General features: G+C 64.9%; 27 protein-coding genes. 12 read left to right on the top strand and 15 right to left on the bottom strand.

What is annotated here, in order from left to right; all coding sequences use genetic code 11:
• Positions 1 to 91: 91 nt before the first annotated feature.
• From DQG17_RS04500 to DQG17_RS04465, 8 genes are all read right to left on the bottom strand, one after another.
• Positions 92 to 1,879 carry a sodium:solute symporter family protein gene (locus tag DQG17_RS04500; protein ID WP_116131560.1) on the bottom strand — a complete coding sequence of 596 codons (1,788 nt, stop codon included), beginning with the start codon at positions 1,877 to 1,879 and terminating at the stop codon, positions 92 to 94.
• Between the two features lie 20 nt (positions 1,880 to 1,899).
• Positions 1,900 to 2,160, bottom strand: a complete 261-nt coding sequence (locus DQG17_RS04495; protein ID WP_116131559.1) for a DUF4212 domain-containing protein — start codon at positions 2,158 to 2,160, stop codon at positions 1,900 to 1,902.
• A 119-nt stretch (positions 2,161 to 2,279) separates the two neighbouring features.
• On the bottom strand, positions 2,280 to 2,957 hold the full coding sequence (locus DQG17_RS04490; RefSeq protein ID WP_116131558.1) for an adenylate kinase: 678 nt from the start codon (positions 2,955 to 2,957) through the stop codon (positions 2,280 to 2,282).
• Between the two features lie 3 nt (positions 2,958 to 2,960).
• Positions 2,961 to 4,928 (bottom strand): acetate--CoA ligase, encoded by a 1,968-nt coding sequence (acs, locus tag DQG17_RS04485; protein ID WP_116131557.1) that lies wholly within the window; start codon positions 4,926 to 4,928, stop codon positions 2,961 to 2,963.
• 415 nt (positions 4,929 to 5,343) lie between these two features.
• Positions 5,344 to 6,513 (bottom strand): alpha-hydroxy acid oxidase, encoded by a 1,170-nt coding sequence (locus tag DQG17_RS04480; protein ID WP_116131556.1) that lies wholly within the window; start codon positions 6,511 to 6,513, stop codon positions 5,344 to 5,346.
• A 130-nt stretch (positions 6,514 to 6,643) separates the two neighbouring features.
• Entirely contained in the window at positions 6,644 to 7,414 is a 771-nt protein-coding gene (locus tag DQG17_RS04475; RefSeq protein WP_116131555.1) for a VPLPA-CTERM sorting domain-containing protein, read from the bottom strand.
• Positions 7,415 to 7,794: 380 nt separating this feature from the next.
• Complete coding sequence (trpA, locus tag DQG17_RS04470) at positions 7,795 to 8,586, bottom strand: tryptophan synthase subunit alpha (protein ID WP_116131554.1); 792 nt, start codon at positions 8,584 to 8,586, stop codon at positions 7,795 to 7,797.
• A 94-nt stretch (positions 8,587 to 8,680) separates the two neighbouring features.
• Entirely contained in the window at positions 8,681 to 9,097 is a 417-nt protein-coding gene (locus DQG17_RS04465) for a VOC family protein (protein ID WP_116131553.1), read from the bottom strand.
• A gap of 121 nt (positions 9,098 to 9,218) precedes the next feature.
• Here DQG17_RS04465 and ychF point away from each other — a divergent pair, with 121 nt between their 5' ends.
• Entirely contained in the window at positions 9,219 to 10,316 is a 1,098-nt protein-coding gene (gene ychF, locus DQG17_RS04460; protein ID WP_116131552.1) for a redox-regulated ATPase YchF, read from the top strand.
• A gap of 116 nt (positions 10,317 to 10,432) precedes the next feature.
• On the opposite strand, the gene DQG17_RS04455 is transcribed toward ychF, so the two are convergent.
• Positions 10,433 to 10,942: a D-galactarate dehydratase gene (locus tag DQG17_RS04455; RefSeq protein WP_116131551.1), complete on the bottom strand. Its 510-nt coding sequence runs from the start codon at positions 10,940 to 10,942 to the stop codon at positions 10,433 to 10,435.
• 112 nt (positions 10,943 to 11,054) lie between these two features.
• On the opposite strand from DQG17_RS04455, the gene moaA reads away from it, so the two are divergent.
• Positions 11,055 to 12,086 (top strand): GTP 3',8-cyclase MoaA, encoded by a 1,032-nt coding sequence (moaA, locus tag DQG17_RS04450; RefSeq protein ID WP_232829323.1) that lies wholly within the window; start codon positions 11,055 to 11,057, stop codon positions 12,084 to 12,086.
• 83 nt (positions 12,087 to 12,169) lie between these two features.
• Here the strand turns inward: moaA and DQG17_RS04445 are convergent, their stop codons facing one another.
• Positions 12,170 to 12,481, bottom strand: coding sequence for a YqjD family protein (locus DQG17_RS04445; RefSeq protein ID WP_157973526.1), 312 nt, complete (start codon positions 12,479 to 12,481; stop codon positions 12,170 to 12,172).
• Positions 12,482 to 12,823: 342 nt separating this feature from the next.
• Here DQG17_RS04445 and atpD point away from each other — a divergent pair, with 342 nt between their 5' ends.
• Genes atpD through DQG17_RS04400 form a run of 9 tightly spaced genes read left to right on the top strand, consistent with a single transcriptional unit; the run spans position 12,824 to position 19,347 of the window.
• Positions 12,824 to 14,287, top strand: a complete 1,464-nt coding sequence (atpD, locus tag DQG17_RS04440) for a F0F1 ATP synthase subunit beta (protein ID WP_116131549.1) — start codon at positions 12,824 to 12,826, stop codon at positions 14,285 to 14,287.
• Positions 14,284 to 14,694, top strand: coding sequence for a F0F1 ATP synthase subunit epsilon (locus tag DQG17_RS04435; RefSeq protein WP_116131548.1), 411 nt, complete (start codon positions 14,284 to 14,286; stop codon positions 14,692 to 14,694). Before atpD ends, DQG17_RS04435 begins: the two co-directional genes overlap by 4 nt.
• On the top strand, positions 14,691 to 14,984 hold the full coding sequence (locus tag DQG17_RS04430; RefSeq protein WP_116131547.1) for an AtpZ/AtpI family protein: 294 nt from the start codon (positions 14,691 to 14,693) through the stop codon (positions 14,982 to 14,984). The genes DQG17_RS04435 and DQG17_RS04430 overlap by 4 nt, the downstream gene beginning before the upstream one ends.
• On the top strand, positions 14,966 to 15,271 hold the full coding sequence (locus tag DQG17_RS04425) for an ATP synthase subunit I (RefSeq protein ID WP_116131546.1): 306 nt from the start codon (positions 14,966 to 14,968) through the stop codon (positions 15,269 to 15,271). Before DQG17_RS04430 ends, DQG17_RS04425 begins: the two co-directional genes overlap by 19 nt.
• Positions 15,268 to 15,981, top strand: coding sequence for a F0F1 ATP synthase subunit A (locus tag DQG17_RS04420; protein ID WP_116131545.1), 714 nt, complete (start codon positions 15,268 to 15,270; stop codon positions 15,979 to 15,981). The genes DQG17_RS04425 and DQG17_RS04420 overlap by 4 nt, the downstream gene beginning before the upstream one ends.
• Entirely contained in the window at positions 15,981 to 16,226 is a 246-nt protein-coding gene (locus DQG17_RS04415; RefSeq protein WP_116131544.1) for a F0F1 ATP synthase subunit C, read from the top strand. Before DQG17_RS04420 ends, DQG17_RS04415 begins: the two co-directional genes overlap by 1 nt.
• A gap of 4 nt (positions 16,227 to 16,230) precedes the next feature.
• The gene (locus tag DQG17_RS04410) at positions 16,231 to 16,968 is read left to right on the top strand and encodes a F0F1 ATP synthase subunit delta (protein WP_116131543.1); all 738 of its coding nucleotides are present in this window, start codon (positions 16,231 to 16,233) and stop codon (positions 16,966 to 16,968) included.
• The gene (locus DQG17_RS04405) at positions 16,958 to 18,505 is read left to right on the top strand and encodes a F0F1 ATP synthase subunit alpha (protein ID WP_116131542.1); all 1,548 of its coding nucleotides are present in this window, start codon (positions 16,958 to 16,960) and stop codon (positions 18,503 to 18,505) included. The genes DQG17_RS04410 and DQG17_RS04405 overlap by 11 nt, the downstream gene beginning before the upstream one ends.
• A complete protein-coding gene (locus tag DQG17_RS04400) occupies positions 18,502 to 19,347 on the top strand; it encodes a F0F1 ATP synthase subunit gamma (protein WP_116131541.1) in 846 nt (281 codons plus the stop codon). Before DQG17_RS04405 ends, DQG17_RS04400 begins: the two co-directional genes overlap by 4 nt.
• A 405-nt stretch (positions 19,348 to 19,752) precedes the next feature.
• Here the strand turns inward: DQG17_RS04400 and DQG17_RS04395 are convergent, their stop codons facing one another.
• Together DQG17_RS04395 and DQG17_RS04390 are read right to left on the bottom strand one after the other, a co-directional pair.
• Positions 19,753 to 20,634 carry a DMT family transporter gene (locus DQG17_RS04395; RefSeq protein ID WP_369907978.1) on the bottom strand — a complete coding sequence of 294 codons (882 nt, stop codon included), beginning with the start codon at positions 20,632 to 20,634 and terminating at the stop codon, positions 19,753 to 19,755.
• A gap of 101 nt (positions 20,635 to 20,735) precedes the next feature.
• On the bottom strand, positions 20,736 to 21,416 hold the full coding sequence (locus DQG17_RS04390; RefSeq protein WP_116131540.1) for a spermidine synthase: 681 nt from the start codon (positions 21,414 to 21,416) through the stop codon (positions 20,736 to 20,738).
• Between the two features lie 622 nt (positions 21,417 to 22,038).
• Here DQG17_RS04390 and DQG17_RS04380 point away from each other — a divergent pair.
• The gene (locus tag DQG17_RS04380) at positions 22,039 to 22,770 is read left to right on the top strand and encodes a Crp/Fnr family transcriptional regulator (RefSeq protein WP_116131538.1); all 732 of its coding nucleotides are present in this window, start codon (positions 22,039 to 22,041) and stop codon (positions 22,768 to 22,770) included.
• 197 nt (positions 22,771 to 22,967) lie between these two features.
• Here DQG17_RS04380 and DQG17_RS04375 read toward each other — a convergent pair whose 3' ends face one another.
• The 3 genes from DQG17_RS04375 to DQG17_RS21620 form a co-directional block, all read right to left on the bottom strand.
• The gene (locus DQG17_RS04375) at positions 22,968 to 23,768 is read right to left on the bottom strand and encodes a glycosyl transferase (protein WP_116131537.1); all 801 of its coding nucleotides are present in this window, start codon (positions 23,766 to 23,768) and stop codon (positions 22,968 to 22,970) included.
• Between the two features lie 72 nt (positions 23,769 to 23,840).
• Positions 23,841 to 25,004, bottom strand: coding sequence for a M20 aminoacylase family protein (locus DQG17_RS04370; RefSeq protein ID WP_116131536.1), 1,164 nt, complete (start codon positions 25,002 to 25,004; stop codon positions 23,841 to 23,843).
• 9 nt (positions 25,005 to 25,013) lie between these two features.
• On the bottom strand, positions 25,014 to 25,532 hold the full coding sequence (locus tag DQG17_RS21620; RefSeq protein ID WP_157973524.1) for a MarR family winged helix-turn-helix transcriptional regulator: 519 nt from the start codon (positions 25,530 to 25,532) through the stop codon (positions 25,014 to 25,016).
• Between the last annotated feature and the right edge of the window lie 270 nt (positions 25,533 to 25,802).

Raw genomic sequence — 25,802 nt, 5'->3', positions numbered from 1 at the left:
CATCGGCGCGCCCCCTCGGGAAAGGAGACGCGCCGGTCATTGTGCAAGCGGCGGCCCGGATGCTTGCGTCAGCCGGACCGCTGCCAACCGATCAGTGATCCGTCGCAGCCCCGGCGCCGCGCGGAATGCGGACGCTTTCGACCAGATCCTGGATCTCCTTCGGCGGTGCGGCCGTCATGCTCGACACCACGAACGCGGCGACGAAGTTGAGCAGCGCCCCGACCGCACCGATGGCGGTCGACTGGATCCCGAACAGCGAGCCCTCGACAGTGTCGGGGAAGCTTGCGGTGCCGGGGATGAAGAACCAGCCCTTGTGCAGGAAGATGTACACCATGGTGAACAGCAGGCCGACGAGCATGCCGACAACCGCACCCACGTTGTTGATCCGCTTGGTGAAGATCCCCATCATCAGCGCCGGGAAGATCGACGCGGCGGCCAGACCGAAGGCGAGTGCAACCGTCTGGGCGGCAAAGCCCGGGGGGTTGAGCCCGAGATAGGTCGCAACCGCGATGGCAACCGCCATGGCAACCCGCGCCGACATCAGTTCCGAGGATTCCGACATGTTCGGCGTCAGTTGCCCCTTCATCAGGTCGTGCGACACGGCCGACGAGATCGCCAGCAGCAGACCCGCAGCCGTGGACAGCGCGGCGGCAAGGCCACCGGCAGCCACCAGACCGATCACCCAGCCCGGCAGGTTTGCAATTTCCGGGTTCGCAAGAACCAGAATGTCGTTGTCGAACTTCGTCAGCTCGTTCCCGACCCAGCCGTTCGCCGTGGCACGGGCTTCCATGTCGGGGTTCTTGTCATTGTAGTACTGGATCTTGCCGTCGTCGTTCTTGTCTTCCCATTTCAGAAGACCGGTCTTCTCCCAGGTCGCCATCCAGTGATAGGCCGGATCGTTGGCAATGGTTTCGAGAGACACCGCTTCGCCTTCGGTCCCGTTCGGCCAGAACTGGTTGGTGATGTTGAACCGCGCCATCGCGCCCACGGCCGGGGCCGTCAGATAGAGCAGCGCGATGAAGACCAGCGCCCAGCCCGCGGACCAGCGTGCATCGGCCACGCGCGGCACCGTAAAGAACCGCATGATAACGTGCGGCAATCCGGCGGTGCCGATCATCAGCGACAGGGTGAACAGAACCATGTTCAGCGTGTCGGTGTGGTGACCGGTGTAGGACTTGAAGCCGAGGTCGGTGACGATCTGGTCAAGCTTGAGCAGCAGCGGCTCGCCCGACGACATGTCGGTGCCAAAGAGGCCAAGCCCGGGGATCACCTTGCCGGTCAGTTGCAGCGAGATGAAGACTGCGGGGATCGTGTAGGCCAGGATCAGCACGCAGTATTGCGCCACCTGGGTATAGGTCACCCCCTTCATGCCGCCGAACACCGCATAGGCGAAAACGACGACTGCACCGATCAGCAGGCCAGTGGTGTTGGAGACTTCGAGAAAGCGGCCAAAGGCCACGCCGACGCCGGTCATCTGGCCGATCACGTACGTGACCGAGGCGATGATCAGGCACAGCACCGCCACCATGCGGGCGGTCGGGCTGTAGAACCGGTCGCCGATGAACTCGGGCACGGTGTATTTGCCGAACTTGCGCAGATAGGGTGCAAGCAGCAGCGCCAGCAGCACATAGCCGCCGGTCCAGCCCATCAGATAGGTGGAGTTGTCATAGCCCACGAAGGCGATGAGGCCCGCCATCGAGATGAACGAGGCCGCCGACATCCAATCGGCACCGGTGGCCATGCCGTTCAGAACCGGGTGAACGCCGCGGCCGGCGGCATAGAACTCGCTGGTCGAACCCGCGCGGGCCCAGATCGCGATGCCGATGTAGAGCGCAAAAGAGGCCCCCACAAACAGCAGGTTGATTGTAAACTGATCCATTTGTCCCTGTTCCCCTGATCTTATTGCTCGTCCACGCCGTACTGGGCGTCGAGCCTGTTCATCCGCCAGGCGTAGAAGAAGATGATCGCAAGGAAGACGAGGATCGAGCCTTGCTGCGCGACCCAGAAGCCCAGGTCCGCACCGCCGATCATCACTCCGGAGAACATCGACCTCAGCAGAATGCCGAAGCCGAAAGGCACAATTGCCCAGATCACAAGGCACCAGGTGACGATACGAATATTCGCCGACCAGTACGTGTTATTTTCAGGATTGTCCGACATGCGGCCCTCCCCCCTAATGGGTTGCAACTCCCACCCCGAGCCTCCCGCTCGCGGCGTTCCCTTTGCCCGGACCTGTCGGTCCGGAAGCGGCCGGGGACCATCGGCCCCCGACCAGCCGATCAGGCCTGAACCTTCTCGACGATACCTGCGAGGGCGTCCGAGATCGCGTCGATCTCACCCATCGCATCCACTTCTTTCAACTGCCCGCGGCTTTTGTAGAAATCGATCAGCGGTGCAGTCTGTTCATGATAGGCCGACAGCCGCGACCGCACGGTCTCGGCATTGTCGTCGGCCCGACGCTTGAATTCGGTGCCGCCGCACTTGTCGCAGACGCCGTCGACCTCGGGCTTCTTGAACGTGTCGTGATAGCCCTCGCCGCAGTTGGCGCAGGTGTAGCGGCCCGAAACCCGCTCGACCATCGCCTCATCCTCGACCTCGAGGCTGATCGCGGCGTTGATCTTCTGGCCGGTGTCGGCCAGCATCGTGTCAAGCGCCTCGGCCTGGCCGGTGGTGCGGGGAAATCCGTCAAGGATCACCCCCTTGCCGACGTCGGGCTCGGCCAGACGATCGTGCAGAACCGCAAGAACGATCTCGTCGCTCACCAGCTCCCCGGCTTCCATCACTGCCTTGGCCTTCTTGCCAGCCTCGGTCCCCGCGGCCACAGCACCACGCAGCAGATCGCCGGTGGATAGCTGGACCAACCCGAATCTCTCTTCGAGAATGCGCGCCTGGGTGCCTTTGCCGGCGCCCGGAGGCCCCAACAGGATCAATACGGGAGGCGTGTTCGCTTCGCTCATTGCTCAGCCCTTGTTCATGCGGTTGTTGATCAGATCCTCGACGACGGAAGGGTCGGCGAGCGTGGAGGTATCTCCAAGCGTGCCGTAGTCGTTTTCGGCAATCTTCCGCAAGATGCGGCGCATGATCTTGCCCGATCGTGTCTTTGGCAGCCCGGGCGACCACTGGATCAGGTCGGGTGTCGCAATCGGGCCGATCTCGTGACGGACCCAGGTCCGCAATTCCTTGTAGAGCTCGTCGCTGGGTTCGACGTCGTTCATCAGCGTGACATAGCAATAGATGCCCTGCCCCTTCAGCTGATGCGGATAACCGACCACCGCGGCCTCGGCGACTTTCGGGTGCGCGACCAGCGCGCTTTCCACTTCCGCCGTGCCCATCCGGTGACCCGAGACGTTGATGACGTCATCGACCCGGCCGGTGATCCAGTAATAGCCGTCGGCATCGCGCCGGCAGCCGTCACCCGAGAAGTAATAGTTCTTGTAATCGGCAAAATAGGTCTTTTCGAACCGGCCATGGTCGTCCCAGACGCCGCGCATCTGGCCCGGCCAGCTGTCCTTCAGGCACAGCACGCCCTCGGCTTCGGTCTGCTGGATCTCCTCGCCGGTCTGCGGGTCGAGAACCACCGGCTGCACGCCGAAGAACGGCACCGTGGCCGAGCCGGGCTTGGTCGGGATCGCACCCGGCAGCGGCGTGATCAGGTGGCCGCCGGTTTCGGTCTGCCACCAGGTGTCGACGATCGGGCATCTGCCCTTGCCGACTTTCTCGTTGTACCAGTGCCATGCCTCGGGGTTGATCGGCTCGCCGACCGAGCCGAGCAGCCGCAGCGAGCTGAGGTCGTGCTTGGCGACCCACTCGTCGCCATGCCCCATCAGGGCCCGGATTGCGGTCGGCGCGGTATAGAACTGGTTGACCTTGTGCTTCTCGCAGACCTCCCAGAACCGGCCGGCATCGGGGAATGTCGGCACGCCCTCGAACATCACCGTCGTCGCGCCGTTCGCCAGCGGGCCATAGACGATATAGCTGTGCCCGGTTACCCAGCCCACGTCCGCCGTGCACCAGAACACGTCGCCCGGGTGATAGTCGAACACGTATTCATGGGTGAGCGCGGCATAAAGCAGGTAGCCGCCAGAGGTGTGAACCACACCCTTCGGGTGGCCGGTCGACCCCGAGGTGTAGAGGATGAACAGCGGATCCTCGGCACCGATCTCGGCCGGCGTGTTGACGTCGCTGGCCTCCAGCATCATCTCGCCATAGTCGAAGTCGCGGCCCTCGACCCAGGTGGTCTGCTCGCGGGTGCGGCGGACAACCAGAACGCTCGGGTCGTGGATCACGTGCAGCATCGCGGCGTCGGTGTTTGCCTTCAGCGCGGTCTTGCGGCCGCCGCGGGGGGCATAGTCGGCGGTGATGACGAGCTTGGCGTCGCAGCCGTTGACACGGGCGGCCAGTGCCTCGGGCGAGAAACCGGCGAAGACGATCGAATGGATCGCGCCGATCCGCGCGCAGGCCAGCATCGCATAGGCCGCTTCGGGGATCATCGGAAGATACAGGACCACCCGGTCGCCCTTGCGAATGCCCAGGGTCTCGAGCACGTTGGCGAACTTGCAGACCTGATTGTGCAACTGGCGATAGGTGATGTATTGCGCCGGCTCGTGCACGTCATCGGGTTCGAAGATAATGGCGGTCTGATTGCCGCGCTTGGCCAAATGGCGATCGATGCAGTTGGCGGCAACGTTCAGCGTGCCGTCCTCGAACCACTTGATCGACACATTGCCGGGCGCGAAGCTGGTATCTTTCACTTTGGTATAGGGTTTGATCCAGTCCAGGCGCTTGCCCTGTTCCCCCCAGAACTTTTCAGGATCATTGATCGATTCTGCATACATCTTTTCATAGCCGGCCGCGTCCAGATGGGCCTTGGCCAGAAAATCGGCCGGAATCGCGCCCGTTTCCGGAGCGCCCTTCGATTTAGCAGACATTGAGAATTCCTCCCTTGTGACTCTCTCCGCAATTGCTGAGGGAATCACGCGGTGCAATCAATTGCACCCCTCGACGCGCCTCCCCCAGCCGCGGCTTGGGGAGATCATACTCTATTCGTCAAAAAAGTCGTAACCCTTTTTTCAGGAAAGGTTTTTTTGTAAACTCATTGACGGAAAAAACAGTCAATCGGTCAATACGCTTCAGCCATCGAGGACAAAATCTTTTCGACTCAGGCATTTGACTCGGACCGAATCGGTAAAGTTTCGAGTGGTACAGGCAGCCCCCCGGGTGATCGGGCCACGGTGCGGCGAACCGGGCGCGCGCGACAAATCGGCATGTTGAGGCGAAGGCCGTCCCTGCACCGTCCCCGATCCTGCGCCGAACGGCCCGCCGCGACTCGCGCCGCGGCGCCTGTCACCAGGTCTTCCAGCGGCCTTCGAAATCCTCTGGCACCAGCAACATGTCGCGCCCCAGATCCGCGATCCGCCGCCGCCCGCAGAGCGCCATCGACACGTCGAGCTCTCGCTGGATCACCTCCAGCGACCGGGTCACGCCGGCCTGTCCCATCGCCCCCAGCCCATAGACAAAGGCGCGGCCGATCATCGTTGCCTTCGCCCCCAGCGCCAGCGCCTTCAGCACGTCCTGTCCCGACCGGATCCCGCTGTCCATCCAGACTTCGGTGGTGTCGCCGACTGCATCGACGATCTGCGGCAGCATCCGGATTGCGCTCAGCGCGCCGTCGAGCTGCCGGCCGCCGTGATTCGACACGACAATCGCATCGGCACCCAGTTCGGCCGCACGGCGTGCGTCCTCGGGGTCGAGGATCCCTTTCAGAATGACCTTGCCGCCCCACATCTCCATCAGTTCAGCCACACGCTTCCAGTCGAGCGCATGGTCGAATGCCTCGGCGGTCCAGGAGGTCAGCGAGGACGGGTCGCTCACCCCCTTGGCGTGGCCGATCACATTGCCGAAGCTGCGCCGCTTAGTTTGCAGCATGTCGATGCCCCAGGCCCATTTGGTGGCAAGGTTCGCCCAGGTCTTCAGCGTCGGTTTCGGCGGCGCCGACAGGCCGTTCTTCAGATCCTTGTGGCGCTGCCCCTGCACCTGCAGATCGAGCGTGATGACGATGGCCGAACAGCCGGCCGCCCGCGCCCGTTCCATCAGCCGGCGCATGAAATCGTCGTCCTTTAGGGTGTAGACCTGAAACCAGAACGGCTTTGTCGTGTTCTCGGCCACATCCTCGATCGAACAGATCGAGAGCGTCGACAGCGTGAACGGCACGCCGAATGCCTCGGCCGCCTTCGCGGCAAGAATTTCACCATCCGCATGCTGCATCCCGAGCAGACCGACGGGTGCCAGCGCCACCGGCATCGCCACCTCCTGCCCCAGCATGGTCGTGGCGGTCGAGCGCCCGGTCATGTCCACCGCCACCCGCTGCTTCAGCCGGATCTGGTCGAAGTCGGTGACGTTCTCGCGAAAGGTCTGCTCGGTCCAGCTTCCGGATTCGGCATAGTCATAGAACATCTTCGGCACCCGCCGCCGATAGATCGGCTTCAGATCGTCGATGCAGGTGATGACAGGCATGGCTTACCCCTTGCGCACAGTGTCCGTCGCCAAGGGGTAGCAAGCGGGAGGCAGTCGGGCAATCTTGTCGGCAAGGATGCGGGGTCGGTGCCGGACGGGAATGATCCCGTCCGCGCCCCCGCCCTGCCGTTCAGGCGCTGCGTTGCCGCCGGCGCGTCAGCGCCAGCACGCCAAAGCCGCCAAGCGCCAGGGGAAGACCCGCGGGCAGCGGAACCGCCGGAACGCTCGCCGCGGTCAATGCGTTCAGGATGAAGGTCTGGCTGTACCCGCTCGTTGCGTCATTCAGATACAGGAAATCGCCGTCCCCCGTGGCATAGACATGGCCGGACCCGAAGGCCTTGCCCACGACGGCCGCATCGCCATTCAGCGTCGCATAGATGTCGTAACTGCCCGACGCGAAGGTCGATCCCGAATAGTACCCCAGATCCGATCCCGAAACGCCGCCGCTCAGCAGCGGGTCGACGGACGTCTCCCATGTTCCGCCCCAAAGGTATTGATTGCTCGCAAGGGCCAGCCCGAAGGGAGCGAGCCAGGTGTTGGTGTTGGCATCGAACTGGCCGTTCTCGCCGAGAATCAAGGCAATCCCGCCGCCAGACACGAAATTCGCAAGCGCCAGGGCCTCCTCGGCCGAAGCCGCCCCGTTCGTTTCAAAGTCTGAGCTCGTCACGCCGATGAAGACCGCATCGAGGCCGGAAAGATAGGATGCCGTCAGGGTTGCGACAGGGGCGACGACCGTATGCCCGTCCGCCAAGATCATGGATTTCAGGTCAGCCAGATCGGAGCCTTCAAGAAAGCTCCCGCCATAGCTGCGGCTTGCGTCAAGCGATCCGATGGCAAGGGCCGAAGCCGAACAAGGCGCGATCGCCAGAAAGGCGCAGAGCGCGGAAATTTGCGTCTTCATGTGTCTCAAGTTCCAAAATGATAATGCTCCACTCCAGGCTGCTGCGGCGGCGGCGGCGAAAATTACGTATAGGGTCCCGGTGCAATGCCGACACTGTCCTGAAATGAAATCCGTGGGTGGACAGGACCTTGGGGAAAGATAATTCGCGTTTAAAGATTCTTGCAACTGTTTTAGGTAGACTTTCGGTTGTTCATCCGCTTGACGCGGAATGAAGCACCCCTGCCTCTACCAAGGTCGGCCACGGGACGTTCCGGTATCCGTTGAACCCTTGCAGGTCGCGGAGCCAAATCGGGTCACCCGGTGGCCGAACCGCGCCTGCCCTTGCCAGTCGTGTCAGGGCAAGCGCCTGCAGGACAGGCTCCGTGACAGTGCCATCGGGCTCACGCCCGGTGCGCGCCCTCGGCCAGCCGCTTGACGAAGGCATGGATCTCGTCGACCGCCCGCCCCTCGGCGATCTGGCCGACGATGGCCGAGCCGACGACGGCGCCATCCGCAACGGCGGCAATCGCTTCGGCCGCCTCGGGCGTGCGGATTCCGAAGCCCACGATCACGGGAAGGTCGGTCATGGCCTTGATCCGCGCCACCTCGGGTCCGACATCGCCGGCCTCGGCCGCCGCCGACCCGGTGATTCCGGTGATCGAGACGTAATAGACAAAGCCCGAAGTATTCTGCAGCACCTTCGGCAGCCGCTTGTCGTCGGTCGTCGGCGTCGCCAGCCGGATGAAGTTCAGCCCTGCCGCCTGCGCCGGAATGCACAGCTCGGCATCTTCCTCGGGCGGCAGATCGACCACGATCAGCCCGTCGACCCCGGCCAGCACGGCATCTTTCAGAAATCGCGCCACGCCCCGGTTATAGATCGGGTTGTAATAGCCCATCAGCACGATCGGGGTCGTCGCATCGCCCTCGCGGAACGCCGCAATCATCGCCAGCGTCTTCTCCAGCGTCTGGCCGCCGTCAAGCGCCCGCTGACCGGCAAGCTGGATGGTCGGCCCGTCGGCCATCGGATCGGTGAAGGGCACGCCAAGCTCGATGATGTCGACGCCAGCGGCAGGCAGCCCCTTCACGATCTCAAGGGACGTCTCGTAATCGGGATCGCCCGCCATGACATAGGCCACGAAGGCCTTCTTTCCCTCGGCTTTCAGGCGGGTGAACGTGTCGTCGATCCGGGTCATGTCGGGAGTCCTCGCGAGTGATCCGCTCTCTCCTGCAGACAATCGGCAGGAAGATCAAGGCGGAACCCTGGCGACAATCGATGCGGATGGCCGATCAGGCGGCGGTCTCGTCCGTTCCCACCATCCACAACTGGCCCCAGCGGTCCCGCAAAACACCAAAGCCCGCAGACCACGAGGTCGGCGCAAACGGCATCCTGACTTCGCCGCCCTCCGCAAGCCGGTCGAATACCTCGTGCGCGGCATCGAGATCTGCCAGCGAGACCATGACATGGCTCGAGGCCGGCACCTTGTTGCGCCCCGGCATGTCGTCCGAGGCCATCAGGTACTGGCCGTGGAAGCCGAGGCCGGCGTGCATGATCAGATCCCCCGGCACATCGGGCATCCCCTCGCCCTCGGGGGCTTCCGAAAACGGGATCATGGACAGGATCTCGGCGTCGAGGATCTCGGCATAGGCGGTCATCGCCTCCCGGCAGGTGCCGTCGAAGAACAGATAGGGGCTGATGGATGGCATGGATGTCCTCCCTGATGTTCGCCCGCGCAGTCTATCCCGAATCCGCCATCCCGGACAGCCCGGCTTGCGGCGCCTGCCCCCAGGCACTAGAAGGCGCCAAGTTTTCCCGAAGGATCTGACGATGGGCTTCAAGACCGGTATCGTGGGCCTGCCGAACGTCGGCAAATCCACCCTGTTCAACGCACTGACCCGCACCGCCGCGGCGCAGGCCGCGAACTTTCCCTTCTGCACCATCGAACCGAACGTCGGCGATGTCGCCGTTCCCGACCCGCGGCTCGAGAAACTCGCCGCCATCGCCGGATCGAAACAGATCATTCCGACCCGCATGACATTTGTCGACATTGCGGGTCTGGTGAAGGGCGCCAGCCGCGGCGAAGGCCTCGGCAACCAGTTCCTCGCCAACATCCGCGAATGCGACGCCATCGCCCATGTGCTGCGCTGTTTCGAGGACGACGACGTGACCCATGTCGACGGCCGCGTCGATCCGGTCGCGGACGCCCAGACCATCGAGACCGAACTGATGCTCGCGGACATGGAATCGATCGAGAAGCGGCTGCAGAACCTGTCGCGCAAGGTGCGTGGCGGCGACAAGGAAGCCCTGCAGCAGGAGCGCCTGCTGAAGGCGGCACTTGCGGCGCTGGAAGACGGCCGCCCGGCACGCACTGTCGCCGTCGATGCCGAGGATGCCCGGGTCTGGGCCACGCTGCAGCTCATGACCTCCAAGCCCATCCTCTATGTCTGCAACGTCGCCGAGGAGGACGCCGCCAGCGGCAACGATCTGTCGCGTGCCGTTCAGGAGATGGCCGCGGCCGAGGGTGCGGCGGCGGTGGTGATCTCGGCCCGGATCGAGGAAGAGATCGCGCAGCTCGACCCCGAAGAGGCGGGGATGTTCCTGTCGGAACTCGGTCTCGAAGAGGCCGGGCTCGACCAGTTGATCCGTGTCGGTCACACCTTGCTGGGGCTTCAGACCTATTTCACGGTCGGGCCGAAAGAGGCGCGCGCCTGGACGATCCACAAGGGCGATCTGGCGCCAAAGGCGGCGGGCGTCATCCATGGCGATTTCGAACGCGGCTTCATCCGCGCCGAGACCATCAGCTATGACGACTTCGTTACCCTTGGCGGCGAACAGGGCGCCAAGGATGCGGGCAAGATGCGCGTCGAGGGCAAGACCTATGCGGTCAAGGACGGCGACGTCCTGCACTTCCTGTTCAACGCCTGACATCTGTGTCGCGCGGGGCCGCGCCGCGCCAGCGGCGCCACCGCCGCTCGGGCCCTGCCCGGCGGCAGCCCCGCCCCAGATGCGCCGGCCCAGACGCCTGAGCCGGCGAGGACGCCTCAGTTCCTATAGACGATCAGTTCGGGCAGCCCGGTCAGCGGCAATTCAAGCACCCGCATCGCCGGCAGGCTGACCCGCGTTCCCGCCCCCGGCGCCGCGCCGGAGGGGCGCAGTTCCACCTGCACCGATTCGCCCGTGATCGGGTTCTGAAGCCGCCCGGATACGCGCTCCGTGACCAGCCCGGTCTCGGCCCAGAACCCCGGATCGGCCGGATCGCCGAGCGAGGCGATGGTGGTGCCAAGCCGCCTTTCGCCGGTCGCCGCGGGGGCCGTCGCGGCAGCGGCGCGCTGCGCCTCGGTCGTGGTGTCGAACTGTTCGGGGGTCACGGCCGCTTTCGGTGGCGGCGGCGCCTGCATTGCGGCGGGGGTGACGCTGGCACCACCGTTTCCGCCGGCAACGGTCTGCATCGGCGCACCGAGCGGTTTTCCAGGCCCGCCGAATTGTGACAGCTCGCTGCAGCCGGCCAGCAAGGCCACCGCAGCAAGGGCAGTCCAGACATTCGGATTCATTCTCTCGCTCCCGCCTGTTGCCTTTGCGGCAAGTTTACCCGGTCCCTCACCATTCCGACAATCGCCAAGCCGCCCCTTGCAAGCATTGCCGCCTCTGCGTAGCGTCGCTGCCATGAACGCGCCCCTTGCCATGCCTGTTGCCGCCCCGCTTGTCGACCCGTTCCGGCGTAGCGTCAGCTATCTGAGGGTTTCGGTGACCGACCGCTGCGATTTCCGCTGCAGTTATTGCATGGCCGAGAACATGACCTTTCTGCCCAAGAAGGACCTGCTGACGCTTGAGGAGCTCGACATCCTCTCGTCGGCCTTCATCCGGCTCGGGGTGCAAAAGCTGCGGATTACCGGGGGCGAGCCCTTGGTCCGGCGCGGGATCATGACCTATTTCGAGGCGATGGCCCGGCATCTCGACAGCGGTGCGCTGGACGAGTTGACGCTGACCACCAACGCCAGCCAGTTGACGCGCTTTGCCGCGCCGTTGGCCGAGGTCGGGGTGCGCCGGATCAACGTCTCTCTCGACACCCTCCAGCCCGAGAAATTCGCCCGCATCACCCGATGGGGCCGGTTCGACCAGGTGCAGCGCGGCATCGATGCGGCGCTTGCCGCGGGGCTGCGGGTCAAGATCAATACCGTGGCGCTGAAAGGCTTCAACGAGGACGAGCTGTTCGACCTGACGGCGTGGTGCGCGGCCCGCGACATGGACCTGACCTTTATCGAGGTCATGCCGATGGGCGATCTTGGCGCCGAGGACCGGCGCGATCAATACTGGCCGCTGAAGGATCTGCGCGCGCGCCTGGCCGGGCGCTTTACCCTGATCGATCTCGACGAATCCAGCGGTGGACCCGCCCGCTATGTGCGCCTGCAGGAAACCGGGCAAAAGATCGGCTTCATCACGCCTCTGACCCACAACTTCTGCGAAAGCTGCAATCGCGTGCGGCTGACCTGCACCGGCGAGCTTTTCATGTGCCTCGGGCAAGAGGACTGCGCCGACCTTCGCGCGCCCCTGCGCAACGCGCCGGGCGATCCCGAGGCGCTCGAGTCTGCGATCCGCGCCGCCATCGCCCGCAAGCCGAAGGGCCACGATTTCGATTACTCGCGGCAAGAGATCGCCGGCGAGATGAGCCGGCACATGAGCCACACCGGCGGCTGAGGCGGCTGGTCCAGCCGCGCCACCCGCCGGGCCATGGCACCCGTCCGCAGCATTATCGAGCAACCGCCGCAGGGCGGCTTGCCTTACCGCCGCGACAAGGCACCGATCAGAAGGCCCGCGCCCACCGCAAGGCCAATGACAAGAAGGGGGTGCGCGGCGACCGTGCCCTCAAGTCGGGCCTCTGCCGACCTGCCCGTCTTCACGGCATAGTTCCTGGCCTCGCCGAACCCCTCCGCGAGGTCCGCAGCCATGCCGCTGCCGCGGCGTCCGGCAATCCCGGTGACGGATTGTGCAAGCTTCGCCATATCCTCCCGCAGCGCCGCCATCTGACGGCTTACCTCTTCGAGATCACTGTCGACCGAAGCGCCTTTGGTGGTCTTGCTGTCATGTATCATCGTGAACTCCATGTTTGTGGGGGACCAAAGCCGGTGTTCTCGTCGCTCAGAACCCTGAGGTCGGTGGCCCAACCGATCTCTGCGCGGCCCTGATCGTAGCATCGTCCGCGACTTCGACAACGGTCTGTCTGCGGTCTGTCTGCGGTCTGCGTGGGGTCTGTCTGCCGCAATTACCTCCCGCCCGCACTGATCGGGGTTAGCGACCCTTGGCGGCAGGTCCCGTCCCGGCGCCGCCGCATTGCAGCAACGGCTGATTCAGATCAACCAACTCCGCCCGGACCAAGCGTAGGCTGGATACGTCAGGCGCGAGCGAATCGTCCATTCTGGGGAGATCTCGAAGCCATGCAGACGGAACAGGCGACATCGGACACACCGCGGCAGGCGGCTGGCATCGTCCATGCCGTCAGAGGCGCGGTCGTCGATGTCGTCTTTCCAGACGCCGATTTGCCGCCGATCGACTCTGCGCTGGTGGTCGAATGGCACCGGCCATCGCCGCTCATCCTCGAAGTTCACAGCCATCTGGACCGGACCACCCTGCGCGCCGTGGCGTTTCAATCAACCTCGGGCCTTGCGCGCGGGGTCTCGGTGCGCGCGACCGGCGCGCCGGTGGCGGTGCCCGTGGGCAAGGCCGTGCTCGGGCGGCTTCTCGATGTCGTTGGCGATCCGCAGGACAACGGGCCGGCGCTGCCCGAAAACACGCCGCGGCGGTCGATCCACGCCCTGCCGCCACCGCTGAAGTCCCAGACCGGTGCCATCGACATGTTCGAGACCGGCATCAAGGTGATCGACCTGCTGACGCCGATGGCACAGGGCGGCAAGGCTGCGATGTTCGGCGGCGCCGGGGTTGGCAAGACGGTTCTGGTGATGGAACTGATCCGCGCCATGGTCGAAAAATACGAAGGCATCTCGGTCTTTGCCGGCATTGGCGAGCGCTCGCGCGAGGGCCACGAGCTTCTGACCGAGATGCAAGGCTCCGGCGTGCTGGAACGCACCGTGCTGGTCTATGGCCAGATGAACGAGCCGCCCGGCGCGCGCTGGCGGGCGGCACTGACGGCGCTGACGATCTCGGAGCATTTTCGCGACCAGCAGCACCGGAACGTGCTTTTGCTGATGGACAACGTGTTCCGCTTTGTCCAGGCGGGCGCAGAGGTATCGAGCCTTCTCGGACGGCTGCCGTCGCGCGTCGGATACCAGCCAACGCTCGCGACCGAGGTTGCGGGGCTGCAGGAACGGATCGCGTCGGTCGCCGGCTCTGCGGTGACCGCCATTCAGGCCGTCTATGTCCCCGCCGACGATTTCACCGATCCCGCCGTCACGACGATCTCGAGCCATATGGACTGTGTCATCGTGCTGTCGCGCGCGCAGGCGGCCGAGGGGTTTTATCCGGCGATCGATCCGCTGTCGTCGTCCTCGATGCTGCTCGACCCGCTGGTCGTCGGCGAGGCGCATTACCGGACCGCCGAAGCCGTCCGTCAGGCGCTGGCGCGGTTTCGCGAACTGACCGACATCATTTCGCTGCTCGGGATCGAGGAACTGGGGGCCGCCGACCGCCAGATCGTCAGGCGCGCGCGACGGCTGCAACGCTTCCTGACCCAGCCCTTCATGGTGACCGAGGCCTTTACCGGCACACCGGGCGCCAGCGTCCCGCTGGCCGACACGCTGGCGGGGTGCCGCGCCATTCTGGATGGCGAGGCCGACGACTGGTCGGAGCGCTCGCTCTACATGATCGGCACTTTCGAGGATGCGCGCAGGAAAGAGGCCGAGGCAAAGGCAGCGGAGACTTCGGACGCGGGGGCTGCGGCATGAGGCTGAGGATCGTGACACCGTTGTCGGTCGTGATCGATGAGGACATCGACAGCCTGCGTGCCGAGGACGCCAGCGGCAGCTTCGGCATCCTGTCCGGCCACGCCCCGTTCCTGACGGCGCTTGCGATCTCGATCGTCAGCTGGCGCAGGGCCGGCGCGGAGCGGTTCTGCGCCGTGCGCGGCGGGGTGCTGACCGTGACGGCCGGGACCGCCATCGCCATTGCAACGCGCGAGGCCGTGGCGGGCACGGACCTCGCCACGCTCGATGCCGAGGTGCTGGCCCGGTTCCAGAGCGACGCCGACGAGGAACGCGTCGAACATGTCGAGACGGTGCGCCTGCAACTGCACGCGATCCGCCGGATGATCAGCCGGTTGCGGCCGGGGTCGAGCGCGGGAGAGTTCCGATGAGCGATGACCGGCCAGACCCGCCCGAGGAAGATCCCCTTGTCCGCGAAACCCGCCTGCGCCGCGACCGGCGCGACCGGTGGCTGCGCGAGGGCGACATGTCGGTCGGCCGCCGTCTGGCGCAGATCGGTGTGTTGGGTTGGATCTTTGTGGTTCCGACGCTCGGCGGGATGTTCTTTGGCCGCTGGCTCGACGCGCGGCTCGGCACCGGCATCTTCTGGACTGCGCCCTTCCTGGTGCTGGGGCTGTGCCTTGGCGGCTGGATCGCCTGGAAATGGATGAACGCACCATGATCGATCTCGCTGCCCTGCCCTTGTCTGTCGTCCTGCCGGTCTGCCTTCTCGGCGGGCTTGTTCTGGGCTACACCTATTTCCGCGCCTTGCGCATGACCGCGGATCTGATCGTTGGCCAGGGTCGCCCCCTGCTCGGGCTGGCGCTGACGCTGGGGCGTCTGACGCTGCTGGCTGCGGGGTTCTATCTGGCCGTGCAGGCCGGGGCCTTTGCGCTTCTCGCGGCGCTCGCGGGCGTGCTTGGTGCCAAGGCCCTGATGCTGCGCCGGGTGCGGAGGCATGACACATGAACTCGCCGCTTGAATCGGTCGCATTGTTCTACATCGGACCGGTGCCGATCACGCAGGCAATCCTCACGACCTGGGCGATCATGGCGGTGCTGGTGCTTGGGGCCAAGCTGCTGACCCGTCGGCTTGCGCTGATCGCGGACAAGCGTCAGGCCGCGCTCGAGCTTTTGGTCGCGATGCTCGACACCCAGATCCGCGAGACGACGGGGGCCGCACCCGCGCCCTATCGCGACTTCATCGGCACGCTGTTTCTGTTCATCCTCGTGGCGAACTGGAGTTCGCTGGTGCCGGGGGTCGACCCGCCGACCGCAAAACTCGAAACCGATGCGGCCCTCGCGCTCCTCGTTTTCCTGTCGGTAATCTGGTTCGGCGTGCGCGGCGCAGGCCTGCGCGGCTACCTCAAATCCTTCGCCGCGCCCAACGTGGTGATGATCCCGCTCAACATGCTGGAAAGCGTGACCCGGGTCTTTTCGATGTTCGTCCGTCTCTTCGGCAACGTGATGAGCGGCGTCTTCGTGATCGGCATCGTCGCCTCGCTGGCGGGGCTTCTGGTGCCGATCCCGCTTATCGCGCTCGATCTGCTGACCGGGCTGGTGCAGGCCTACATCTTCGCGGTTCTGGCGATGGTCTTCATCACCTCGGCGGTCGAGGACGGCCAGCCGAGGCGGGCCGAAGCCGGGCCGGTCCCTTCCCCAAAGCAAAAGGATCCATGATGGACTATCTTCCCCTTGCCAGCATCGTCTGCGCGGCATTTACCGTCGCGTTCGGGGCGATCGGTCCCGCCCTTGCCGAGGGTCGTGCCGTCGCCGCCGCGATGGACGCCATCGCGCGACAACCCGAGGCCGCAAACACGATCTCTCGCACGCTGTTCGTCGGTCTCGCGATGATCGAGACGACGGCGATCTATTGTCTGGTGATTGCGCTGCTGCTGCTGTTCGCCAACCCGCTGCTGGCGTGATGCCATGACCATCGACTTCTGGGGACTGGGGTTGCAGGCGGTCAATGTCCTGATCCTGGTCTGGCTTCTGTCGCGGGTATTCTGGCGCCCGGTCGCAGGGGCCATTGCCCGGCGTCAGGAAACCACGCAGGCGATGCTCGCCGCGGCAAAGGCGGCGGAGGTCAAGGCCGGTGCCGCACTGGCCGAGGTTGGCAAGGCCCGCGACGGCATTGCAGCAGAACGCAGGGCGCTGCTCGCCGAGGCCGCAGCAAAGGCCGAGGCCGCGGCGCAGGCATCCCTGGCCGAGGCGCGGGCCAAGGCCGAGACGCTGCTGGCAGACGCGCAAACCGCCATCGACCGCGACAGGGCGGCGGCGCGCAGGGAAACCGCAGCCGAGGCCTCGGCGCTGTCGGTGGACATTGCCGCAAGGCTATTGGGTCAGTTGAACGGCCCCGCGGTCCAGACGGCCTTCCTTGCCCGGTTGCTGAAGGCCATTGCCGGCATGTCGGCTGCGGAGCGCGCTTCGCTTGTCGCCTCTGCCGCCGAGATCGAGATCGTGACCGCCGCCGCCCTGACCGACGCCGAGTGGGCAGAGATCGGGACGGCGATCAGCGCTGCGCTTGGCGGGGCGCCGAGGCTGACTTTCGCCACCGACCCCGATCTGATCGCGGGCCTCGAACTGCGCAGCGCGCATTTCGTGCTGCGCAACAGCTGGCAGGCGGACCTTGCCGCGATCCTGAAGGAGATGAAGGATGCGGCCTGACGATACTTCGGACTGGCTTGCCGCCGCACAAGGGGCGCTGCGCGCCGCCCCACTGGGGCCGCGCGCCGAACACCGTGGCCGGGTCGAGGAAATCGGCGACGGGGTCGCGATAATCTCGGGGCTGCGCGACGTACGGCTCGACGAGGTGCTGCGGTTCCAGGGCGGTCAGGTCGGCTTCGCGCGCGTGCTCGACGCCGACAGGATCGGCTGTGTCCTGCTTGACGCCGCAACCGATGTCGAGGCAGGCGACGCGGTGTTCGGCACCGGCGCGGTGGTGCAGGTTCCCGTCGGCGAGGTCCTTCTGGGGCGGATCGTCGACCCGCTCGGCCGACCGCTCGACAGCAAAGGCGACATCGTGGCCGAGACCCAGCTGCCGATCGAACGCCCTGCCCCCGCGATCATCGAACGCGATCTGGTGACCGAACCGATGCAGACCGGGATCGTCGCCATGGACACGCTGTTCGCGCTGGGCCGCGGTCAGCGCGAGTTGATCGTCGGCGACCATTCGACCGGCAAGACGACGCTGGCCATCGACGCGCTGGTTGCGCAGCGCGACAGCGATGTGATCTGCATCTATGTCGCCGTCGGGCAAAAGACGTCGAGCGTGCGCCGCGCCATCGACGCGCTGCAGGCCAAGGGCGATTTCGCGCGCTGCATCGTGCTGGTGGCAGGTGCCGCCAGCGCGCCCGGGTTGCAGTGGATCGCCCCCTATGCCGGGATGACGATGGCCGAGTATTTTCGCGACAAGGGCCAGCACGCCCTGATCGTGATCGACGATCTGTCCAAGCACGCCGCCACACACCGCGAGATCGCGCTGCTGACCCGGCAATCGCCGGGGCGCGAGGCCTATCCCGGCGATGTCTTCTATATTCACGCCCGGCTGCTGGAACGGGCGGCAAAGCTGTCGCCGGATCGCGGCGGCGGGTCGCTGACCGCCCTGCCGATTGCCGAGACGGATTCAGGCAACCTGTCGGCCTATATCCCGACCAACCTGATCTCGATCACCGACGGGCAGATCGTGCTGGACGCCGCGTTGTTCCAGCAGGGCCAGAAGCCGGCCATAGATGTGGGGCTGAGCGTCAGCCGGGTTGGCGGCAAGACCCAGGCGCCCGGTCTGCGAGATGCGGCAGGCACGCTGCGGCTCGACTATGCGCAGTTTCTGGAGCTTGAGGTTTTCACCCGCTTCGGTGGCATGCCCGATGGCCGGGTGCGCCAGCAACTGACCCGTGGCGCAAGGATCCGCGAGGCCCTGCGCCAGCCTCAGCATATGCCGTTCCGGCTTGTCGACGAGGTTGCGCTGATGCTGGCCGTTCAGTCCGGTCTGCTCGATCCGTTGCCGCTGACCGCCGTCACGGCGTTCTGCGCGGGCCTGCCTGCGGCGCTCGACAGTGATGCGGGCGGGGTCCTGCGGGCGCTGGCCGAGACGGGCAAACTCGACCCGAAGGCGCGCGAGGATCTGACAGGCGTGCTCGCCCGCCTTGCCGCATCCCTGGCGGACGGCAAGGCAGACGCGCGCGAAGCCGCCGCAGTGCCATGACCGAACGGCTGGCCGATATCAGCGCCCGGATCGACGGCATCCGACAACTGGGGGCGGTCGTGAACGCCATGAAGGGCATCGCCGCGGCACGCGCCCGTGTGGCCCGGACCCAGATCGATGCCGTCGACAGTTATGCCGCGACCATTGCGGCTGCGATGGCGAGCGCGCTTGGCCCGGGAACCAAGCCCTCTGAAGACCCCGGGCCGGACCCGGGCAAGACCGGTCTGCTGGCGTTCTGCGCCGAACAGGGGTTTGCCGGCGCCTTCAGCGAACGCGTGCTCGACAGCATCGGCGCAAAGCCCGATCCCGAGACCCTGTTTCTGATCGGAACCCGCGGCATTGGCATTGCCGCGGCCCGCGGCCTATTGCCGGTCTGGAGCGCTGCCATGCCATCGCACACAGCCGGCATCCCCAAGCTCGCCGACAGGGCGACGCGCGCGATCTATCATGCGGTCGGCACAGGCCGCATCGACCGCCTCGATGTCGTTTTCACCAGCCTGGTTGCCGGGCGACCGACGGTCGCGCGCCAGACCCTTTTCCCGATCGATCTGTCCGATCTTCCGGCGCCCGTGGGCGAACGCCCGCTGATGCAAATCCCCGTCGACGCGTTGATCGACCGTCTGGGGGCAGATTATTTTCACGCGCTTGTCTGCAGAACCGCGCTTCACGCCTTCGCGGCCGAGAACGAAGCGCGGATGGAGGCCATGGCCGCCGCGGGCAGCCAGATTGCGCGCGAGCTTGAAACCTTCGAGGCCACGCTGCGCCGGGTCAGGCAGGAAGCAATCACCGAAGAGATCATCGAACTCGGCACAGGTGCCGCCGCGGCGCACGACGCGCGGTAGTGCCGGCAAACCACGCCCCGTGCTTCGGCCCGGAATGGCCCTGACCTGCCACTGCCATTTGACCGGACAGTCCGGCCCGGCAGGCGCCACGTCGAACGTCCATATCAGCCCGACCGCGAGTCGCCCGCAGAAACCCATCTATGCCAGCGACGGACCATTCGAGTGCAGAATTCAGAAGTCCGCTTGCCCGCATTGAGACGTCGCTATTTTCTGAGACCCTCCGACGGTTTCAATAGATCGGCACACGGCTCGCAGTTGTTTGCGCCATTCGGGAGGCAATTACACTTACCAGGTCCAACGGAAAAATTTCAATCCATGCACGCGCGGCAAGGTTCGACGGATCTGCAGACCGTGAAATATCGAGCTTCCGGCGGACGAAGGTTGCGGCGCGGATCTGCCGAGACATCAGTCATGTGATGCCTGTTCCCGCAATATCGTCACCACGCCGCTTAAGATGATGATGGCCGCGCCGACGAATGTCAGGCTGTCCGGGATCTCGTTCCAGACAAGCCAGCCCAAAGCCGTCGCCCAGATCAGACCCGTATAGTCCAGCGGCGCCACAACGACGGCAGGGGCAAGTCGAAATGCTTGCGTGATCAGCGTTATGCCGGCTGTTCCGAACAGCGCGATGGCGGCAAAAAGCCAGAGATCGCCTGCCCCGACAGGAATCCAGACGAACGGCACGATGATTGCGCTCAGGATGGCACCCGCCCCGGTCAGATAAAGCAGCAGCGTCCAGACGCTCTCGCGCGGATCGACCCACCGCGCGCTGAGCATCAGCAGCGCATAAAGGAGCGCCGTCGCGACCGGCAACAGCGAGACAAGCTGAAACGCCGCTGTGCCGGGCCTGATAACGATCAGGACCCCCAGAAAGCCTGCAACTACCGCCACCCAGCGCCGCCAGCCCACATGCTCGCCAAGAAAGATGGCCGAGAGTACGGTGATGAAAAACGGCGCGACAAAGATCAGCGCTGTCGCCTCTGCCAGCCCGAGGTGCATGAGGCTTGTGAAAAACAGGATAGCCGCGCCGATCGACAGCCCCCCGCGCAGAAGATGTGCAACAGGCCGATGAGACCGCAGTGCCGCCGTCCCGCCCATCGTCAGCGCGATAAGCAGCGTGAAGGGCAGAGCGATCAGATTTCGCAGGAACAGGATCTGGAGCGGTGAATAGCCCGCGGTCAGAGTTTTCGCGAGGGCGTCATTGACGCTGAGACATGCAACGCCGGCGCACATCATCACGATCCCTGCGGTCTTGTCCTTTTGCGATCCAAGCAAAGCGATTTGCACTATCTTCTCCCGACGTCATTGACGCCAAACTGGTCTACTTCGCGATTTGTCACGCCCGGGCCGGGTTGCCGGCCCAGCACGCGAACGGCGGCTCCGGGACGTCAGGTCCCGTTTCGAACGGCGGTCCAGATCGTGTGCCGGGGGCCGCGTCTGGTGCGGCCGGCGCGAACCGTTTGCTCCCTGACATCGAACCCGCCTTGAGACAGCCGCTTTGAAAAGCTCTGGTCCGGCGCGGCGGACCAGACGGCAAGGACGCCGCCCGCGGTCAGCGCCCGGCGCGCGGATTGCAGCCCCACAAGCCCATAGAGAGCGTCGTTGCCCGCACGCGTCAGGCCATCGGGGCCATTGTCGACGTCAAGCAGGATGGCGTCGAACGCCCCGGTCGCCTCTGCAATCGCCATGGCGACGTCGCCTTGTCTCACCTCGACCCGCGGGTCCGAAAGGCACGCCCCGAACACCGCTCCCATGTGCAGCGAGGCCCAGTCGATCAGCTCTGGCACGATTTCCGAAACGATCAGGCGGGCATCGGACGGCACGACCGACAGCGCGGCGCGCAGCGTGAATCCCATGCCGAGGCCGCCGATCAGCACGCGTGGCGCGCGCCGGTCCGCCAGACGATCCAGCGCAAGCCTGGCCAACGCCTCTTCCGATCCGCCGAGGCGGCTGTTCATCAGTTCGTTTCCGCCTTCGAGCCGGATCGAGAATTCCTCGCCCCGCCGAAAAAGCCTGAGCGCCCCTCCCTGCGGGGCGGTCGCTGTCGCCAGTTGCGTCCATGGCAGCATGTTGCAGTCCCGTCATCGATTCTGACCTTTGGCCTATCCGATCGCGGCAGGCAGGTGAAGGATCGGGCGTCTCCCGGCCTCGTTGGATACTGCCCGTCCCTGCCCGTTCGCGGCCGCAGGCCTTGCCTTGACCCGCGCCCCGCGCCCCGCGCCGGAACGCGGGCGCATCGCCCTGGTCGGATCCTCGATCAACTGGCCTGCTGACATCTTTCGGGTCGGTGCAGAGAATTGCCCAACACGACGCAGCGCGGTGTCATTGTCGCCGACCGCGCCGGCGAGGTCGGGCATACCTGACCCCGGCCTCCGCAGCGGAACGAAAGGGCGTCGGACCGCAAAAGATCGCACAAAATACCCAAAGCCCGAATTGGAACCTGCATCTGTCCCATTTTCGACCTATATAGTGGCAGATGCCATGAAAACCCGCACACGGAAACAATGGCGTAGCGCACCTGCCTTTTTCAGCGGCGTGTGGCATTCCGATCCGCAAAAAAATGGAACATCGTCATCATTGCAGCGTTGAATTATACATGCCTATATTCATGCCGCGATTGTCGGGACGAGCGGCCACAACTCATGATTGGCAAAATCCGTTCCAACCGGCCAAGGGCCGAAAAGGCATTCGATGAACATTGCGCAAAGTCCACTGATCCGTAAACTTGGAAACTTCGTCGTCCTTTCAGATGGCGATCTGAAGGTCCTCGAAGGTCTGCACCGGCGGCGACGCACCTTTGCCGCGGGCCGCGATCTGGTTCACGAGGGCCAGGTAAGTGCCGCCGCATACATCCTCGCCGAAGGCTGGGTCTGTTCCTACAAGCTGTTGCGCGACGGCTCCCGGCAGATTGTCGACTTCCAGATCCCGGGCGATTTTCTGGGCCTGCGGTCGGTACTTTTCCGCACGGCCGACCACAATATCGAACCGGTGACCGAGGTCGAGGCCTCGGAAGTGCAGGAAAGCGACCTTCTGAACGCGTTCAATACAACCCCGCGCCTGGCGACGGCAGTGCTGTGGGCCGCGTCGCGGGACGAGGCGATGGTGGTCGAACATCTGGTCAGCATCGGACGGCGCGACGCATTGGAGCGCACGGCGCATTTCCTGCTTGAACTCAGCGCGCGGCTGATCCTGGTGGGACGCGGCACGCGCGCCGGGTTCGCCTGCCCGCTTACGCAATACCACCTGGCCGATGCGCTGGGTCTGAGCCCGGTGCACGTCAATCGTGTTTTGCGCGAACTGCGCGAATGCGAGTTGCTGACGTTCCAGAAAGGCCAAGTGATCATCCACAACTTCGAGGCGCTGGTCGATCTGGCCGAGTTCGACCACGCCTATCTGGATCAGGACGGTCCACTGCTGCGGTAGCGCGCCCCGCGCCTCGCCGATGCGCTTGCACATTTCGAGCGTCATGGTGCGCGACAGATCCTCGACCCGTTCGTGCAACAGCCTTGCGGCCCTGTTTATGATCGCGGCGCGATCGGGTTGGCCGGCCGACCCCCTTCGGGCGTCGCCTCAAAAGGTCATTGCCGGACCGGTTGCAAGGATACCGGCCGGGTCCGGGCCTACCCCCAGTCGCTTCCCAGATCGTCCCGGGTCCGGTCGATCCAGTGATCCCTCAACCAGCCACAGGGCAGGCTGTGGCGCAGGATCGAGCCGTGATAGCCTTCGACCGCCTCGCTCATTTTCGGCCGTCCGTGAAAGCAGACGATACGCGCATTCGCAGGCAACCGCGGTTCGGCCAGATAGTTCATCGGCGGAAGCCTGAGGCAACCGTGCTTGAAGCTGACCACCTGATCGGGCGGCAGATAGGCGAAGGCTCCCTTGGCCTGCGCCAGTGTCGAGGTATAGCGCTGCTCGGAGCCGCGCGCCCGCTCGACCTCGCCCTTCGGATCGGCGGCGAGCGTGTCATAAAGCCAGCCGTGCAGCGCCGGATCATAGCGGAAGACCGAACCATGGCCTGTCGGGCGGCCGCGCCGCGCCTCGACCCAGTCGGCACGCATGGCAACCTTGCCCGGCGCAAAGTGCAGGATCTCGTCCAGCGAGCCCGTGATTACCGCGTCGAGGTCGAAGCCCAAAAGCGGCCCGTCGAGATCGGGGATCAGCCCGGGGCGGAACAGGCTGACCTTGCGCATCGCGCCCTGGCGGTTGGCAACGGCAAGGGCTGCGTCCATCTCGTCAAGATAGGGTTCGCGCGCCAGCTCCAGCACTTCGATATCCGGGTGCAGCCCGTCCGCATCCTCGGTCATGCAGAAAAACCGCACCGGTCCCGACAAGTTGCGCCGCGCCCCGGAATAGAGCCGGTTCACGTATTCCGGCCCGAAGAGGTCGCCCCATTTGATGCAGATGACGTTGGCAATGGACATGCGGGCCTCCTTTGCCATCCATTAGCCCGCGTCGTCCGGAACCGCCAGCCCCGGCCCCGTCGGCGGGACGCTTCAGGCAGCAGGCATCCGACGTTCGACAATCTCGGCCAGCCAGGAACAGCCCGCCGGGATCGCCTCGTCCGAGAAATCATAGGCCGGATGATGCACCGCGGCGGTATCGCCGTTGCCAAGCAGGATATAGGCCCCCGGCCGCTCCTGAAGCATATAGGAGAAATCCTCGCCGCCCATGACCAGGGGCGCCTCGGCGCAACTGCCCGCCACCGCCGCCGCGACCTCGGCCGCGAATTCGGTCTGGACATCGGCGTTCACCATCACCGGATAGCCGCGCTGATAGTCGATTGTCGCGGTGCCGCCGAACATCGCCGCGGTTCCGCTGACGATCTGCGTCAGCCGCGCCTCGGCCATGTCGCGCATCGCGGGCGTCAGCGACCGCACGGTGCCGCGCAGCGACACTTTCTGCGGGATCACGTTGTGGGCGTTGCTCGATGTCTGAAACGAGGTGACAGAAACCACCAGTTGCTCGACCGGATCGGCGTTGCGGGCAACGATGCTTTGCAGCGCGACCACCGCATGGGCCGCCATCACCGTGGCGTCGACCGTCTCGTGCGGCTTCGCGGCATGGCCGCCCCTGCCCTCCATCACGATCCGGAACTCGTCGGTCGCGGCAAAGAACGGGCCCGGACGGATCGCGAAGCTGCCGGTGGGCATTCCGGGCCAGTTGTGCAGGCCATAGACTTCGTCGATACCGAAGCGGTCCATCAGACCTTCGTCGCACATCACCTTGGCGCCGGCACCGCCCTCTTCGGCGGGCTGGAAGACGACCACGACGGTTCCATCGAAGTTCCGGGTTTCGGCCAGATATTTCGCAGCGCCAAGCAGCATCGCCGTGTGGCCGTCATGGCCGCAGGCGTGCATCACGCCGGGGGTGTTCGAGGCATAGGGCAGCCCCGTCGCCTCGGCGATCGGCAGCGCGTCCATGTCGGCGCGCAGCCCGATCACCCGGCCCGAGCGCTTGGTCCGGCCATGGATCACGCCCACGACGCCGGTCCGCGCAAGCCCGGTAACGACCTCGTTGCAGCCAAAGGACTGCAGCCTTTCGGCGACCAGGGCGCCGGTGCGATGCGTGTCGAACAGAAGCTCGGGATGCGTGTGAATGTCCCGCCGCCAGGCGCTGATCTCGTCCAGCATTTCGGCAAAGCGGTTCTTCACGGGCATGGCAAGCTCCTATTCGAGGGGAAAGGTATCGTTCGGCAGCCTTTCCTCCTGAGCCAGGCTTGGCAAGGGGTGATCATGGACGGTCAGGAAGCGCACCAGGAGGCTGTTCAGCCGATCCCAGTCACGCGCACCCATCCTTTGGCGGAAGATGTCGCCCATGTTTGCAAGCTCGTCTTCGGTTGCCTCCAGCGCTTCGAGTCCCGTGGGTGTCAGGCTCAGGCATACGGCGCGCCGGTCCTCGGTAGGGACCGAACGTTCCGCATAGCCATCGCGCACCATACGGTCCACGTAACGGCCAAAGGTCGTGGCATCAAACCCCAGGGCAGAGGCACAAAGCCCCTGCCGTATACCGGGATTGGCCTTTATCAATGCAAGAACCCCCAGAAACGGGGGCCTCAGCGGAGCAGTTCGACTGGCCTCGACACAAAGATCCTGCGCAAGACGCGCAGCCACCTGCATGAACAGGCCGGGTATGATCTCGAGAGGCGCCGCCGACGGTGGGGGATCGGTGGGGATATCGGCACACATGATATACGTCGTATGAGGGTTTTGAGGGAATTACAATCGTCTTAGCCTGTTGAATGCGTGACAGCCTACCGCAAGATGCAAATAAGTGGAATTTTTTGGCCGAGGCATTCGCTTACGTGATAGATACCCCAAAGGTGCATCGCCCCAGGGCAAAGTCGCAGGAACGTTTCGGGCAATCGTGACATGGTCACCAACGCCGCCAACGTGTATACACGCTTACCTCTGAAGCCAGCCCAATGCCAGTTATTTCAGGACATGGGCTTCGGGCGG

It is taken from the genome of Tropicimonas sp. IMCC34043 (assembly GCF_003390845.1).
GTDB lineage: Bacteria > Pseudomonadota > Alphaproteobacteria > Rhodobacterales > Rhodobacteraceae > Tropicimonas.
This window is presented reverse-complemented; position numbering and strand designations above follow the sequence as displayed.